A 14,098-nucleotide genomic window follows, 5' to 3' on the forward strand; every position below is an offset into this window, starting at 1 on the left:
CACGCCGCCGGAGGCGGCCGATGAACACAGCCCGGACGGCTGGGAGGCCAACCACGCGGTCCTGGCCCACCTCGCGGAACACCGGGTGGTCTGGCAACCCTGACCGCAGCCGACGGGGCCGTCCTGACACGCTCGGCGAAACACCGGCTGGTGGCGGCGCACGCCAACCGCCGCGCCGCCCACACACCGGACGGAGTCCGGCACGCCGCCGGAGGCGGCCGATGAACACAGCCCGGACGGCTGGGAGGCCAACCACGCGGTCCTGGCCCACCTCGCGAAACACCGGGTGGTCTGGCGACCCTGACCGCGGCCGGCAAAGCCGTCGCAAGGCCGTCCGGTGGTGTGGTCGGTGTGCGGGGCGGGCAGGTCTGGACGGGTCGGGTTGGGGGCCACCGGAGGTTCAGTGGACCGAGGTGGGGTTGTGCGGGCGCGGGACAATGGACCGTGGCCCGGCCTGACGGCGGTGCCCAACGCAGCTATGAGGAGGAGCAGACATGGCGGAGCCCACGCCGCGTCGGAACGAACCGCGGCTACGCCCCGCGCCCCTGATCTTCGAGCCCGTGGAAGCGGCCTCCGACCCTGAGCACTTCTTCGATCTGGAGTCCATCGACGATCCGCGCGCGCTCCTGACCCGGGCCACGGAGCTGACGCAGGCGTTCCGGGCGGCCGCCGACCGGGCGATGGAGTTCCAGGCGATCGCGGCGGCCCAGCTGGCCGACCCGCGGCGGTTCGACCGGCTGACGCCCGCCGACATCGGCGAGCGGGCGGAGTGGACCGAGGACTACGCCAAGAAGATGATCGAGTTCGGGCGGGACCTGATGCGCGGGTCCGGCCCCGAGGGACGGGGACCCGAGGAGTCGCTCTGAGCGACCCACCCGCGGGGCATATGCCAGGCGGGCAAGATACTCCCTCCCACCCCCTCCCGTCCCCGATTTGCACAACCCTCCGGGACGGCCCGCTCACCGGCGGTAGATGTATGCGCCATGAGCAACACACAGAATGTCACCACCGACGGCGCCGCCTGGCTCTCCTCCGCAGGAACGTATCCCCGTAGCACGCTCGCGTTCTGGTGCGAGCGGCCCGACGCCCCGGTGGTCCTGCCCTGCGGCACCGCCTTCGACGTGGTGAACGCACCGGCGCTCTTCGGCCGCCGCATGCTGGACCGGTTATGGGAGGAGGGCCCCGGCTCCGGTCCGGTCGCGGTGTTCCGGGGCCGCATGCTCCTGTTCGCCGCCCCCGGCACGGCCCAGCGGCTCCCCTCGCTGCTGACCTGGGAGGAGTGGGGCCGTACGGGAGGTGTTCCGCCGCTCCTGTGCCACGGCACCGGCGACGCCGTGACCGTCCCCGCCCTCACCGGCGACGACTCCCCCGCCCCCGGCGGCTCCCGCTGGCTGGTCGCCCCCGACACCCGACACCCCTGGCTGCCCGGCCCCGAGATCCTGCTCTGGGCGGCGGTGCGGGCGGCCCGCGCGGGCGTGCGGATATCGATTTTTCCTCCCACCGATCAGGATGCTAAGGTCTACGACGTCAGCAGGCGCCGCTAGCTCAGTTGGTTAGAGCAGCTGACTCTTAATCAGCGGGTCCGGGGTTCGAGTCCCTGGCGGCGCACGCGCATACGAGGGCGGGTCACGTTCGAGAGAACATGGCCCGCCTTCGTCGTTGTGTTCCCGGAGCAGCAAGAAACCGGGCGCTCAGCCCAGTGCCCCCGGCGTGATCTTCACCGTCCAGGCGCCCGACATCGTGCGCCCCTCCACCTCCACCTTCACGCCCTCGCCCGGCACCGTGAAGCTCTCCCCGAGGGCGACCGGCGCGTCGGCCAGCGGCGGGTACACCGAGTTCTCCCAGCAGGCCTCGGTGTCCGGATGGGCGTCCACGACCTCGATCCCCCCGTTCCCGGAGGCCACCTCGCTGCGCACCCGGTACACGAGCACGCCCTGCCGGCAGCCCGCGACGTCGTTCCCCGTCGAGCCGCGCGCCTCGAAGGCCAGCACGCTGTCCGGCCCGGTCCGCACGACGGCCAGCTTCGTGCCCGAGCCCAGGCCGAACGCGACATTGCCGGAGATGCCCGGGACGGAGGTGGCGGGCCCGGCGGAGAGAGGCTCCAGGGTCAGCCGCGTGGGACCGGTCCCCCGTACGCAGGCCACCTGACGGGGGTCGAGCCAGCCCAGCTTCCACTTGTGCCAGGCGAACAGATCCGGGGACAGTCCGAACTGGCTGCCCATCAGGTCCCAGTCGCCGACGTACGTGTCCCAGTCCCCCTTGCCGTCCTCCGGGCGGTGGTAGAGGTCCGGCAGGTCGAAGACGTGCCCCGTCTCGTGCGCGAGGACCAGCCGATCCGGCGGATGTCGCTCGAAGACCGTCACGACCCGCTTCACCTCCGTGCCGTCGACCTCCTGCGGTGTGTCCAGATTGACGACCTTCGTCGCGTCGGAGTCCACACCGGGCGCGTCCGGGTCGGCGACGAAGTAGACGACGTCGTAGCGCGAGAAGTCGACCTCCGGATCGGCCACGGCGAAGGCGTCGCGCAGATAGGCGGCCCGGAGCGCGGGGTTCCAGTCCCGCCGTATGGCGTATGCCGTCGAGGGCCGCGGCATGCTCACCCAGTGGGCCAGGGTGTGCGGGCGCAGCGTGAACCTGCCGTAGGAGGCCTGTTCGAAGAAGCGGCTGGTGGCCGGGAAGTGATCGGCGGCCAGTTCGTCGGGGGTGAGGTGCGGGGTTGCGTCCGGGAAGGAGAGGAACACCATCACCGCGTTGAGCGGGCCGGTCGGCCGGGTGTACGCCGGGTTCCACACGTCCACGCCCTCGGAGTGGTGCGCCTCGGTCCGGTGCAGGGCGCACGGTGCCGTGTCGAACGGCTCGGCGGCCGAGGGGCCCGTCAGGATCGTGGTCGTGGCGAGCGCCGACATCGTGGTGAACACGGCGGCGGCGCTGCGCAGATGGGGCGGCAAGGGAACCTCCGGGTGCGGAACTCGGGACACCGCTCCCAGACTGTGCGACTTTGCCGTACTACGCCCTGTTTGTCTGCACCGGAAGGGTGAGGAGTACCGGATGAGCCCAAGTGGGCGACACCCCGAAACACTCACGGAACGTCACAACCGGTCGGAGGCCCCAAGAACCCGTCCAGGTGCGGGCAGAAACGATCTGTCAGAACTGCCGCCCGGTCGTGGACACTGGACAGTGGCTGGAAGGCCCCAGAGCCAGCCTCTATGATCGGCACACTTTCCTGCACGGACCGAGATCGAGTGCACTGCGGGAGCGAGCGGTGAGCGGAACGTCCGAAGGGCCGACGCCCGCGGCAGACCTCGACCGGTCAGCCGTTACAGAGAGTGACCTCGGTGCGCCTCCTCGTGCCGAGTCGCTTCCCGATCCCTCCAACCCCCTGCCCCGGCCCTCGCCCCCGCCCGGGGCCGCGCCCGCGTCGACGGCCGCGTACCACTCCGCCTTCGCGGCCGCCCCGCTCGCGATGGCCGTGGTCGACCGCGAGGGCCTGGTCGCGGACGCCAACGACGCGTTCGGCGCGCTGCTCGGCACCGAACCGGCCGCGCTGACCGGACGCCTCGCCGCCGATCTGGTGGATCTGGCCTCCGACGCCCGCAGTTGGCACGCCTACCGCGAGGTGCTGCGCGGCCGGCAGGCGAGACTGCGCTGCACGCGCCGTCTGAAGCACCCCGACGGCCGATCGGTGTGGGTCCAGGTCACGGTGGCGCCGCTGGACGGGGCCGAGCCCGGCATCCTGCTCTCGGTCGCCGACATCAGCGCCCGCCGCGAACTCCAGGCCCGTTTGCGGCACTTGCAGATGCACGACCCGGTGACCCGGCTGCCCAACCGCACCCTGTTCTTCGAGCGCCTGTCGGCCGCGCTGGAGGCGGAGTCCTACGAGCAGAGCGGCACCGGCCGGATCGGCCTGTGCTATCTGGACCTGGACGGCTTCAAGGCGGTCAACGACACCCTCGGCCACCGCGTCGGCGACCGCCTGCTGGCGGCCGTGGCCGAGCGGCTGACCCAGGTCGCCGACGAGGCCGGGTACACCAGAACCGGCGTCCCCCTGGTCGCCCGGCTCGGCGGCGACGAATTCGCCCTGCTCGTCGAGGACTCGACCGGCACCGACCAGCTCGCCGACCTCGCGGAGTCCGCCCTCGGCGCCCTGCAGGCCCCCTTCGACCTGGCCGGCCAGCGGCTGTCCCTGACGGCCTCGATCGGCGTGGTCGAGCGCCATGCGGCCGGGACGACCGCGACCGGTCTGATGCAGGCCGCCGACACCACGCTCTACTGGGCGAAGGCCGACGGAAAGGCCCGCTGGACCCTGTTCGACCCGGAGCGCAACGCGCACCGCATGACCCGCCAGGCCCTGTCCTCCACACTCCGGCCCGCCATCGACCGCGGCGAATTCGCCCTCGAATACCAGCCGTTGGTCGGCATGGAGGACGGCAGGCTGCGCGGTGTCGAGGCGTTGGTGCGCTGGCACCACCCGCAGTTCGGCACGCTGACGCCGAATCGGTTCATCGGACTGGCCGAGGAGGACGGCTCGATCGTGCCGCTCGGCCGCTGGGCCCTGGGCACCGCCTGCCGCCAGGCCCGCCGCTGGCAGCTGGACCACCCCGACGAGCCGCCGATCTTCGTGAGCGTCAACGTGGCGGTCCGCCAGGTGTGGGACTCCGACCTGGTGGCGGACGTGGCCGAGACCCTCGCGGAGACGGGCCTGGCCCCGCACCTGCTCCAGCTGGAGCTCACGGAGTCCGCGGTGATGGGCTCGGCGGGCCGCCCGCTGCAGGCCCTGCAGGCCCTCAGCGACATGGGGGTGCGCATCGCCATCGACGACTTCGGCACCGGCTACTCGAACCTGGCCTATCTGAGCCGCCTGCCCGTCTCCGTCCTCAAGCTGGACGGCTCCTTCGTCCGCGGTTTCCAGTACGACGACCCGGGCGACCGGCCCAACCCGGCCGACGAGGTGGTCGTCGAGGCGATGATCCAACTCGCCCACCGGCTGGGCCTGACCGTCACCGCGGAGTGCGTGGAGACCTCCGCCCAGGCGACCCGGCTGCGGCACATCGGCTGCGACACCGGCCAGGGGTGGCTGTACTCCCGCCCGGTGCCGCCGGACCGTATCTCCGAGCTGCTGGAGACCCCGGCCTACGCGGTCGGCAACCCGTAGGCGTCCGCGATCAGTTCGTACGAGCGCAGCCGCAGCTCGCCGCGGTGGGCGTGCGAGGTGAGCATCAACTCGTCGGCGCCTGTGCGCTTGTGCAGGTCGTCGAGGCCCGCGCGCACCTCGTCCGCGGTGCCGTGCACGATGTTGCCGGCCCAGGACCGCGCGAACTCCTCCTCGTACGGGCTGAATTCGTGCTTCGCCGCCTCGCCCGGGTCGGGGAAGAGGCCGGGGCGGCCGGTGCGCAGCCGGACCATGTTCAGGGCGGCGGCCCGCACCTGCCGCCGGGCCTGGGGCTCCTCGTCCGTGGCGAGGGCGGAGACGCCGATGAGGGCGTAGGGCTCGTCGAGGACGGCGGAGGGGCGGAAGGACTCCCGGTACAGGTCGAGCGCCGGGATGGTGTTCTGCGCGGAGAAGTGGTGCGCGAAGGCGAAGGGCAGGCCCAGCAGGGCGGCGAGCCGGGCGCTGAAGCCGGAGGAGCCGAGCAGCCAGATCGGCGGGCGGTGCGGGGACTGGACGCCACCGGGGGCGGTCCCCTGCACGGGTCCCGGGATCGCGTGGATGCGGCGGTAGGGGTGACCGTCCGGGAAGTCGTCGTCCAGGAAGCGGGTGAGCTCGGCGAGTTGCTCGGGGAAGTCGTCGGCGCCCTCGCTCAGCGTGTCGGTCCGCCGCAGCGCGGCCGCGGTGGCGCCGTCCGTGCCCGGCGCGCGGCCCAGGCCGAGGTCGATCCGCCCCGGGGCCATGGCCTCCAGCGTCCCGAACTGCTCGGCGATGACGAGGGGCGCGTGGTTGGGCAGCATGACGCCGCCCGAGCCGAGCCGGATCCGCTGGGTGTGGGCGGCCAGGTGCGCCAGGATCACGGCGGGCGAGGACGAGGCGACCCCCGGCATGGAGTGGTGCTCGGCGACCCAGTACCGGTGGAAGCCCCGCGACTCGGTGAACCGGGCCAGTTCCACGCCGGTGCGCAGCGCGTCGCTCGCGGTGCTTCCCGCGCCGACGGTCACCAGATCCAGTACGGAAAGGGGTACGGGGGCGCTGCCGTGCGCGGTGCCCCGGATCTCGTCTGCCGACACGGTCTGTGCCTCCTGTTTTCGGCCCTTGCGCTGTCCTCCCGGGACGTACGGGAGGCACTACGGATGAACAGGGGACGTAACAGGAGGCAGTCTCCGGTTTATTCCCGGGGACGGGGGCCGGCGCGGGGCCGGGCCCTGGGCCGCGGCCGGTCAGACCTGCACGATCGGCTCACGTGTGAACAGGGAGCCCAGGGTCGGAGCGTTCACTCGCCGGTCCGCCAGCCGCAGCGCCTCCCACACCGTGACCTGGTTCGCCGTGAGCACGGGCTTGGAGAGGGCCTTCTCCAGCAGGGGGATGTGGGCGACCGTGTGCAGGGCGGTGTCGGGGAGCAGGATCGCCTGCGCGTCCGGGCCGTCGGCGGCCCGGGCCAGCGTCAGCACCTCCTCCTCCCCCCACGTGGCGACCTCGGCCGCCGTCACGATTCCGGACGCCCGCACGCCGGTCACCTCGATGCCCCCGGCCCGCAGGAAGTCCGCGAACAGGGACGCCACGTCCTCGGGGTACGTCGCGCCGACGGCCACCCGCTCCGCCTTGATCTCCCGCACGGCGTGCACGAAGGCGAACGCCGTCGAGGAGGCGGGCATGCCCGCGGCCTGGGCCAGGGCGCGCACCTGGTCCTGGGCGCCCTCCCAGCCGTACACGAAGCTCCCGCTGGTGCACGCCCACACCACCGCCTCCGCGCCCGCGAGGCGCAGATCCGCCACTCCCTGCGCCAGCCGCCCGGGCGAGCCCATCTCGCGCAGCGCGTCGACCCGGTGCGCGTCCTCGCCGATGTCGGTGTGGACCACGTCCACCCGGATGTCGCTGCCCAGGAGCTGCTCGATGCGCGGATAGTCGTCCTCGGCGGAGTGGCCCGGGTAGAGGAATCCGAGTCCTGTCATGTCCAGCCTTCCTGCTGTTCTTCGGGCAGTACGGGCCACGCACGCGCCGACTCGTCCAACAGCGCCTGATACGGCCCCACCGCTCGGGTACCCAGCACACGCAGCGCCGCCCACATCGTGACCTGGTTGGCCGACAGGACGGGGATGCGCAGCTCCGCCTCCAGCTGGGGGATCACGTCGTAGGTGGGGAGGTTCGTGCACGAGATGAACAGGGCCTCGGCGCCGCCGTCCCGCACGGCCCGGCGGGCCATCCCGACCACGTCCCGGTACGGCACCTGCCAGATGTGCCGGGTCAGCCCCATGAACGCGCAGCCCGTCACCCGGACGCCCGCCTCGGCCACGTACCGCTGCAGGGCCCGGGTCACCGACACGGTGTACGGGGTCACCAGGGCCACCCGCCGCACCCGCAGCTCGTCCAGTGCCTGCAGCAGCGCCCCGGAGGTCGTCACGGAGGGCAGGGCGCCCGCCCGGGTCATCGCCTCGCACATGGCCCGCTCGCCGGCGATCCCGCCGACGAAGCTGCCGGAGGTGCAGGCGTAGGCGACGACCTGCGGCGCTATCGCGATGAGCGCGCGCACCGCCTCGCCCAGCGTCTCGTGCTCGCTCACCAGCCGGGCCAGGTCGAGGCTCACCTCCACCGGCACGAACGGCGTCCGGGTCAGATGCAGCGAGACGTCGTCGGGCACCCAGCGCCACAGCTCGCGGTCGAGCGCGAAGTCGAAGGGCGCGACCACCGCGACACCGCGCTGGGGACGGGGACCGCCGAGAAAGGAGACGTCCATGGCAGGCACCGGCCTCACACTGGGGGACGACGACGGGCGAGAGCGCGACGATCCGTGGATACGCCCGTGTTGACGAAGGTAGGTTCGGGTGCGAGCGTGGTCAATCCGCGCATGTCAGACACCCGGCCGCCCGTCTCCGCGCCGGCCGCGCCGAGCAGGTGCCCGGCGCGCCGCCCGCCGCGGGAACGCGCGGGAACCGCGCAGGAACTCGGAGGAACGGCTTGCCGATGCCCGTCCCGACCGGCCCCACCGTCCCCACGGTCCTCGTCCTGGACGCCGACCCGCTGCCCCGCCTCGGCCGCCTCACCGGCCGCGCCCGGATCGAGCACACGGACGCGGCCGGCCTCGCCGGGCACCTCCCGGCGGCCGACGTCCTGCTGGTGTGGGACTTCACCTCGCACGCGGTGCGCGAGGCCTGGCCGGGCGGGGGCCCGCGCCCGCGCTGGGTGCACACCGCGAGCGCGGGCGTCGACCACCTGATGTGTCCGGAACTCGCCGCGTCCGACACGGTGGTGACCAACGCGCGGGGAGTCTTCGACCGGCCCATCGCCGAGTACGTGGCCGCTCTGGTCCTCGCGTTCGCCAAGGACCTGCCCCGGACGCTGGACCTGCAGCGGGAGCGGACCTGGCGGCACCGCGAGTCCCGGCGGCTGGCCGGCACGCGCGCGTGCGTGGTGGGCTCAGGGCCCATCGGCCGGACGATCGCCCGCACCCTCAAGGCCCTCGACGTCACCACCGCCGTCGTCGGCCGGGTGCCGCGCACCGGCATCCACGGCCCCGGGGACCTGGACCGGCTGATCGCCCGGGCGGACTGGGTGATCGCGGCAGCGCCGCTGACCGAGGCCACGCACGGCTTGTTCGACGCCCGCCGCTTCGGGGTGATGCAGCCCTCGGCGTACTTCATCAACGTCGGGCGCGGGCAGCTGGTCGTCGAGGACGCGCTCGCCCACGCGCTGACCCGGCGGTGGATCGCGGGCGCGGCCCTGGACGTGTTCACCGACGAACCCCTCGCTCCCGACAGCCCGTTGTGGCGCCTGCCCGGTCTGGTCGTCTCCCCGCACATGAGCGGGGACACCGTCGGCTGGCGCGACGAACTCGGTGCCCAGTTCGTCGAGTTGTACGAGCGCTGGGCGGTGGGCAGACCCCTGGTGAACGTGGTCGACAAGCAGCGCGGATACGTGCCCGGTCACTGACCCCCGGGAGGGTGCATGGAGCTCACCGAACTGACCGCCGTCCAGCTCCTCGACGGCTACCGCAAGGGCGAGTTCGGTCCCGTGGAGGCGACCCGGGCGGCGCTGGAGCGGGCCGCCCGGATCCAGCCGGAGGTGAACGCGTTCGTGCGGCTCACCGAGCGGGACGCGCTCGCGCGGGCGCGGGAGTCCGAGGAGCGGTGGCGGCGCGGTGAGCCGGCCGGACTGCTGGACGGCGTGCCGGTGACGGTGAAGGACATCCTGCTGCTGCGCGGCCATCCGACCCTGCGCGGCTCGAAGACGGTTGATCCGGGCGGCCGTTGGGACGAGGACGCGCCGTCCGTCGCCCGGCTGCGCGAGCACGGCGCCGTGTTCCTCGGCAAGACGACGACACCGGAGTTCGGCTGGAAGGGCGTCACGGACTCACCCCTGTCCGGCATCACCCGCAACCCGCACGACCCCTCCCGCACGGCGGGCGGCTCCAGCGGGGGCGGCGCGGCCGCCGTGGCGCTGGGCGCGGGCCCGCTGTCGCTGGGCACGGACGGCGGCGGCAGTGTGCGCATCCCGGCGGCGTTCTGCGGGATCTTCGGGCTGAAGCCCACGTACGGCAGGGTGCCGCTGTATCCGCCGAGCGCGTTCGGCACGCTGTCGCACGTGGGCCCGATGACCCGGGACGCGGCGGACGCGGCGCTGCTGCTCGACGTCATCGGCGTGCCCGACTCCCGTGACTGGTCGGCGCTGGGCCCGGCGCCCGGCTCGTTCGTCGCGGCGCTGGGCGCGGGGGTGCGGGGGCTGCGGGTGGCGTACTCGCCGTCGCTGGGCGGGCAGGTGGCGGTGCGTCCGGCGGTCGCGGCGGCGGTGCGGCGGGCGGTGGAGGGCCTGGCGGGGCTCGGTGCGTTCGTCGAGGAGACCGACCCGGACCTCACCGACCCGGTGGAGGCGTTCCACACCCTGTGGTTCGGCGGGGCGGCCCGGCTCACCCAGCGGTTCGCGCCGCACCAGCGGGAACTGCTCGATCCCGGGCTGCGCGAGATCTGCGCGCAGGGGGCCCGGTACAGCGCGCTGGACTATCTGGCCGCGGTGGACGTGCGCATGGACCTCGGGCGGCGCATGGGGCTCTTCCACGACACGTACGACCTGTTGGTGACCCCGACCCTGCCGATCACGGCGTTCGAGGCGGGCGCCGAGGTGCCCCGGGGCTCGGGGCACCGGCGCTGGACGGGCTGGACGCCGTTCACCTATCCCTTCAACCTCACCCAGCAGCCCGCCGCGACGGTGCCCGTGGGCGCCGACGAGGACGGTCTGCCCGTCGGCCTGCAGCTCGTGGCGGCCCGGCACCGGGACGACCTGGTGCTGCGCGCCGCCCACGCGCTGTACGAGGCGGGCCTCACGCCCGCCGGAAGCTGAGCGTCTCCCCCGCCGCGCCGGTGCGCCACAGGTCGTTGCAGGCCTCGGCCATTCGGTCGAGGCCGTCGACGACCTGGCCCCAGACGATCCCGGGCACCCAGCCAACGTCCCCGTTCAGCAGCAGATTGTTGCGCTCGTAGAACAGGGCGAGGTCGACGAGGGTGGTCTCGGGGCGGACCTCGCGGTCGTAGCCGTAGGCCTTGGTGCCCAGTTCGGTGCCGGCGAAGGAGAAGTAGCAGAGGTCGCCGGGGATCGGGGTGACGGTCGGGTTTTCCAGTGGGGGTTCCGTGGAGGCGAAGGGTGGGAAGAGGGCGTAGATCTCGTTGCGCGCGTACTTGGCGTGGAAGACGTCTCCCGCGAGCGGCAGGGCCTCCCACACCGCCGTGCAGGTCAGGGGCGCGCGGTCGTCCAACAGTCGAGCCGTGCAGTGGGTGTCGCGCCGTTCCAGCGAGACGGTGACGAATCGATCGGCCATGAAACCCAGGGTGCATACGACGGGACCGTCTGGGTAGCCGCGCCGCCATGGCTCCACCACTTGGGAACGGACTGCACACGATCCGGTCGGAACACAGACACAGCCGGCGCTCGGTGCTCGCGGGTGTCGCGGCGTTGGGTGCGGTGGGCGCGCTGGGTGCCACCGGCTGCACGCGCGTGGCCGCGGCGTCGGGCGAGGACGGCGGCGATCTGCTCGACCGGCTGCGCGCACAGGGTGTCGTACGGCTCGGGATCGCCGGTGAGATCCCCTTCGGGTACATCGACACGGACGGGCATCTCACCGGTGAGGCGCCCGAACTGGCGAAGGTGGTGTTCAAGCGGCTCGGGGTGGACCGGGTGCAGCCGGTGCCGACCGAGTTCGGCTCGCTGATCCCCGGTCTGAACTCGCAGCAGTTCGACGTCGTGGCCGCCGGGATGTACGTGAATCCCGACCGTTGCGAGCAGGTGATATTCGCCGATCCCGACTATCAGATGCTGGACTCCTTCATCGTGCGCAAGGGCAATCCGAAGGGCCTGCACACCTACCAGGACGTCGTGGCGAAGAAGGCGAAGTTCGCCACCGGGACCGGATACGCCGAGATCCAGTACGCGGTCGGGGCGGGCTACAAGGAGAGCGACATCCTGATCGTGCCGGACCAGGTCGCCGGGCTGAACGCGGTGGAGGCCGGGCGCGCCGACGTGTTCGCCGGTACGGCCCTGACCACCCGTGAGGTGGTGAAGAAGTCCGCCAAGGCCGAGGCCACCCGGCCCTTCGCCCCGATCGTCGACGGCGCGCCGCACGTGGACGGCGGCGCGTTCGCGTTCCGGCCGACCGAGACGAAGCTGCGGGACGCCTTCAACTCCGAGCTGCGCAAGCTCAAGAGGAGCGGGGAGCTGTTCCGCATCCTGCGGCCGTTCGGCTTCACGAAGGCCGAGATGACCGACCTCACCGCGAAGGAGCTGTGCGGCGGATGACCCAGGGCCTGTGGGAACTCGTACTGAAAGGCGTCTGGACCACCCTCCAGCTGCTGGTGTTCAGCGCGCTGCTGGCGACGGCGGTGTCCTTCGTCGTGGGGATCGCGCGCACCCACCGGCGCTGGATCGTCCGTTTCCTCGCCGGCTTCTACACCGAGGTGTTCCGCGGCACCTCCGCGCTGGTGATGATCTTCTGGGTGTTCTTCGTGCTGCCGGTCGCCTTCGGCTGGCAGCTGGTGCCGATGTGGGCGGGCACGCTGGCGCTCGGACTGACGTACGGCGCGTACGGCGCGGAGATCGTGCGCGGCGCGCTGAACGCGGTCGACCCGGCGCAGCAGGAGGGCGGCATCGCCCTCAGCTTCACGCCCTGGCAGCGGCTGCGGCTGGTCCTGCTGCCGCAGGCGGTGCCGGAGATGATCCCGTCCTTCTGCAACCTGCTGATCGAGCTGCTCAAGGGCACCGCGCTGGTGTCCATCACGGGCATGGGCGATCTGACCTTCACCGCCAACCTGGTGCGGCTGGCGTTGCAGCAGAGCGCGGAGATCTACGCCTACGTCCTGCTGATCTACTTCGTGATCGCCTTCGCGCTCACACGGCTGATGCGCTCGCTGGAGAAGCGGCTGAAGACAGGGGTCGGCAAGGAGGCCGGCACGGAATCGGCGGCGCGTGAGCTGAAGCGGGCGCAGACGACCGGAGTCGGGGGGCGGGTCGCATGAAGTGGGACTGGAGTGCCGTACGCGAGTTCATGCCGCACTTCTGGGACGGGCTGCTGGTCACCCTGCAGGCCCTGGCCCTGGGGTCGCTGCTCTCCTTCGGACTGGGTCTGGTGTGGGCGCTGCTGATGCGGACGCCGAGCCGGCTGGTGCGCTGGCCGGTCGGGGTGGTCACGGAGTTCGTGCGCAACACCCCGCTGCTGGTGCAGCTGTTCTTCCTGTTCTACGTGCTGCCCGAGTGGGGCCTGACCTTCTCGGCGCTGGCCACCGGCGTCTTCGCGATCGGGCTGCACTACTCGACGTACACGATGCAGGTCTACCGGGCCGGTATCGAGGCGGTGCCCGTCGGCCAGTGGGAGGCCGCCACGGCGCTGAACCTGCCGTGGCGGCGGACCTGGACCGCGGTGATCCTGCCGCAGGCGATCCGCCGGGTGATCCCCGCTCTCGGCAACTACGTGATCGCGATGCTCAAGGACACGCCGATGCTGATGGTGATCACCGTGCTGGAGATGCTCGGGCAGGCGCGGCTGTTCTCGCAGCAGCGCTTCCAGTTCACCGAGCCCCTCACCGTGATCGGCGTGGCCTTCATCCTCATTTCCTATCTGGCCTCCCTTCTTCTGCGAGCCCTGGAGCGACGCCTTGTCCGCTGACACCCCTGCGACGAAACAGACCGACGCGCTCGCCGGCCCGCCCGCGGCCGACGGCGAGCTGATCCGCCTGGCGGGCGTCACCAAGCGCTTCGGGACCAACACCGTGCTGGACCGGCTGGACTTCTCCGTCGAGTCCGGCAAGCACGTGACGCTGATCGGCCCCTCCGGCTCCGGCAAGACCACGATCCTGCGGCTGCTGATGACCCTCACCACGCCGGACGAGGGCACGATCACCGTCGACGGGCAGCCGCTGTTCCCGGCGCCGGACAAGCAGGTCCGGGAGGTGCGCAAGAAGATCGGGATGGTGTTCCAGCAGTTCAACCTGTTCCCGAACATGACCGTGCTGCGGAACATCACCGAGGCGCCCGTCACCGTCCTCGGCCTCTCCCGGGACGAGGCCGAGGCGCGCGCCCGCGAGCTGCTCGACCTGGTGGGGCTCGCCGACAAGCGCGACATGCGCCCGACGCAGCTGTCCGGCGGCCAGCAGCAGCGGGTGGCGATCGCCCGGGCGCTGGCGATGCGGCCCCGGGTGCTGCTGCTGGACGAGGTGACCTCCGCGCTCGACCCCGAGCTGGTCGCGGGCGTCCTCGACCTGCTCCGGGACATCGCCCGCAGCACCGACATCACCATGCTCTGCGTGACCCACGAGATGAATTTCGCCCGGGACATCTCCGACCAGGTGCTGATGTTCGACTCGGGACGGATCATCGAGTCGGGCACGCCGGAGAAGATCTTCAGCGATCCGGAGCGGGAGCGGACCCGGGAATTTCTCAGCGCCGTGCTGTGACTACGGGGTGTGAACGCGC

Annotated in this window: 14 protein-coding genes and 1 tRNA gene; 10 read left to right on the forward strand and 5 right to left on the reverse strand. The window is 72.0% G+C overall.

The features are described from left to right. Nucleotides 1–494 precede the first annotated feature (494 nt). From ACWGKT_RS02670 to ACWGKT_RS02680, 3 genes are all read left to right on the forward strand, one after another. A complete protein-coding gene (locus ACWGKT_RS02670) occupies nt 495–866 on the forward strand; it encodes a hypothetical protein (protein WP_235460378.1) in 372 nt (123 codons plus the stop codon). Between the two features lie 117 nt (nt 867–983). Further along, on the forward strand, nt 984–1,544 hold the full coding sequence (locus ACWGKT_RS02675) for a bifunctional DNA primase/polymerase (protein WP_453272176.1): 561 nt from the start codon (nt 984–986) through the stop codon (nt 1,542–1,544). Further along, a tRNA-Lys gene (locus tag ACWGKT_RS02680) sits at nt 1,535–1,608 on the forward strand. The genes ACWGKT_RS02675 and ACWGKT_RS02680 overlap by 10 nt, the downstream gene beginning before the upstream one ends. 83 nt (nt 1,609–1,691) lie before the next feature. Here ACWGKT_RS02680 and ACWGKT_RS02685 read toward each other — a convergent pair. Continuing rightward, nucleotides 1,692–2,906: a M6 family metalloprotease domain-containing protein gene (locus ACWGKT_RS02685; RefSeq protein WP_453272314.1), complete on the reverse strand. Its 1,215-nt coding sequence runs from the start codon at nt 2,904–2,906 to the stop codon at nt 1,692–1,694. A 356-nt stretch (nt 2,907–3,262) separates the two neighbouring features. Between ACWGKT_RS02685 and ACWGKT_RS02690 the strand changes: the two genes are divergently transcribed. Further along, nucleotides 3,263–5,152, forward strand: coding sequence for a putative bifunctional diguanylate cyclase/phosphodiesterase (locus ACWGKT_RS02690; RefSeq protein ID WP_356153156.1), 1,890 nt, complete (start codon nt 3,263–3,265; stop codon nt 5,150–5,152). On the opposite strand, the gene ACWGKT_RS02695 is transcribed toward ACWGKT_RS02690, so the two are convergent. The 3 genes from ACWGKT_RS02695 to ACWGKT_RS02705 all read right to left on the reverse strand — a co-directional run bounded on the left by ACWGKT_RS02695 (nt 5,131) and on the right by ACWGKT_RS02705 (nt 7,883). Continuing rightward, nucleotides 5,131–6,219 carry an LLM class flavin-dependent oxidoreductase gene (locus ACWGKT_RS02695; protein WP_453272177.1) on the reverse strand — a complete coding sequence of 363 codons (1,089 nt, stop codon included), beginning with the start codon at nt 6,217–6,219 and terminating at the stop codon, nt 5,131–5,133. The two genes, ACWGKT_RS02690 and ACWGKT_RS02695, sit on opposite strands and share 22 nt — an antisense overlap. A 150-nt stretch (nt 6,220–6,369) precedes the next feature. Beyond that, on the reverse strand, nt 6,370–7,101 hold the full coding sequence (locus tag ACWGKT_RS02700) for a maleate cis-trans isomerase family protein (protein ID WP_356153151.1): 732 nt from the start codon (nt 7,099–7,101) through the stop codon (nt 6,370–6,372). Then, nucleotides 7,098–7,883, reverse strand: a complete 786-nt coding sequence (locus tag ACWGKT_RS02705) for a maleate cis-trans isomerase family protein (RefSeq protein WP_356153148.1) — start codon at nt 7,881–7,883, stop codon at nt 7,098–7,100. Before ACWGKT_RS02705 ends, ACWGKT_RS02700 begins: the two co-directional genes overlap by 4 nt. A gap of 227 nt (nt 7,884–8,110) precedes the next feature. On the opposite strand from ACWGKT_RS02705, the gene ACWGKT_RS02710 reads away from it, so the two are divergent. Further along, on the forward strand, nt 8,111–9,076 hold the full coding sequence (locus tag ACWGKT_RS02710; RefSeq protein WP_453272178.1) for a D-2-hydroxyacid dehydrogenase: 966 nt from the start codon (nt 8,111–8,113) through the stop codon (nt 9,074–9,076). A gap of 15 nt (nt 9,077–9,091) precedes the next feature. After that, entirely contained in the window at nt 9,092–10,480 is a 1,389-nt protein-coding gene (locus ACWGKT_RS02715; RefSeq protein WP_453272179.1) for an amidase, read from the forward strand. Here ACWGKT_RS02715 and ACWGKT_RS02720 read toward each other — a convergent pair. Then, nucleotides 10,461–10,955 (reverse strand): DUF3830 family protein, encoded by a 495-nt coding sequence (locus ACWGKT_RS02720; RefSeq protein WP_356153139.1) that lies wholly within the window; start codon nt 10,953–10,955, stop codon nt 10,461–10,463. The genes ACWGKT_RS02715 and ACWGKT_RS02720 overlap by 20 nt on opposite strands. Nucleotides 10,956–11,002: 47 nt before the next feature. On the opposite strand from ACWGKT_RS02720, the gene ehuB reads away from it, so the two are divergent. The 4 genes from ehuB to ehuA are packed head-to-tail and all read left to right on the forward strand — an operon-like array spanning nt 11,003 to nt 14,079. Then, nucleotides 11,003–11,929: an ectoine/hydroxyectoine ABC transporter substrate-binding protein EhuB gene (gene ehuB, locus ACWGKT_RS02725; RefSeq protein ID WP_453272180.1), complete on the forward strand. Its 927-nt coding sequence runs from the start codon at nt 11,003–11,005 to the stop codon at nt 11,927–11,929. Then, nucleotides 11,926–12,645 (forward strand): ectoine/hydroxyectoine ABC transporter permease subunit EhuC, encoded by a 720-nt coding sequence (ehuC, locus tag ACWGKT_RS02730; protein WP_453272181.1) that lies wholly within the window; start codon nt 11,926–11,928, stop codon nt 12,643–12,645. The genes ehuB and ehuC overlap by 4 nt, the downstream gene beginning before the upstream one ends. Next, a complete protein-coding gene (gene ehuD, locus ACWGKT_RS02735) occupies nt 12,642–13,292 on the forward strand; it encodes an ectoine/hydroxyectoine ABC transporter permease subunit EhuD (RefSeq protein ID WP_235459107.1) in 651 nt (216 codons plus the stop codon). Before ehuC ends, ehuD begins: the two co-directional genes overlap by 4 nt. Further along, nucleotides 13,282–14,079 carry an ectoine/hydroxyectoine ABC transporter ATP-binding protein EhuA gene (gene ehuA, locus ACWGKT_RS02740; RefSeq protein WP_453272182.1) on the forward strand — a complete coding sequence of 266 codons (798 nt, stop codon included), beginning with the start codon at nt 13,282–13,284 and terminating at the stop codon, nt 14,077–14,079. Before ehuD ends, ehuA begins: the two co-directional genes overlap by 11 nt. Nucleotides 14,080–14,098: the final 19 nt, after the last annotated feature.

Source organism: Streptomyces sp. NPDC054794 (assembly GCF_053611585.1).

What these genes read in the sequence shown, in the direction of transcription:
- ACWGKT_RS02685 (WP_453272314.1), bottom strand. Translation starts at nt 2,906, where the DNA reads ATGTCGGCGCTCGCCACGACCACGATCCTGACGGGCCCCTCGGCCGCC.
- ACWGKT_RS02700 (WP_356153151.1), bottom strand. Translation starts at nt 7,101, where the DNA reads ATGACAGGACTCGGATTCCTCTACCCGGGCCACTCCGCCGAGGACGAC.
- ACWGKT_RS02715 (WP_453272179.1), top strand. Translation starts at nt 9,092, where the DNA reads ATGGAGCTCACCGAACTGACCGCCGTCCAGCTCCTCGACGGCTACCGC.
- ACWGKT_RS02720 (WP_356153139.1), bottom strand. Translation starts at nt 10,955, where the DNA reads ATGGCCGATCGATTCGTCACCGTCTCGCTGGAACGGCGCGACACCCAC.
- ehuD (WP_235459107.1), top strand. Translation starts at nt 12,642, where the DNA reads ATGAAGTGGGACTGGAGTGCCGTACGCGAGTTCATGCCGCACTTCTGG.
- ACWGKT_RS02705 (WP_356153148.1), bottom strand. Translation starts at nt 7,883, where the DNA reads ATGGACGTCTCCTTTCTCGGCGGTCCCCGTCCCCAGCGCGGTGTCGCG.
- ehuC (WP_453272181.1), top strand. Translation starts at nt 11,926, where the DNA reads ATGACCCAGGGCCTGTGGGAACTCGTACTGAAAGGCGTCTGGACCACC.
- ehuB (WP_453272180.1), top strand. Translation starts at nt 11,003, where the DNA reads ATGGCTCCACCACTTGGGAACGGACTGCACACGATCCGGTCGGAACAC.
- ACWGKT_RS02670 (WP_235460378.1), top strand. Translation starts at nt 495, where the DNA reads ATGGCGGAGCCCACGCCGCGTCGGAACGAACCGCGGCTACGCCCCGCG.
- ACWGKT_RS02710 (WP_453272178.1), top strand. Translation starts at nt 8,111, where the DNA reads ATGCCCGTCCCGACCGGCCCCACCGTCCCCACGGTCCTCGTCCTGGAC.
- ACWGKT_RS02675 (WP_453272176.1), top strand. Translation starts at nt 984, where the DNA reads ATGAGCAACACACAGAATGTCACCACCGACGGCGCCGCCTGGCTCTCC.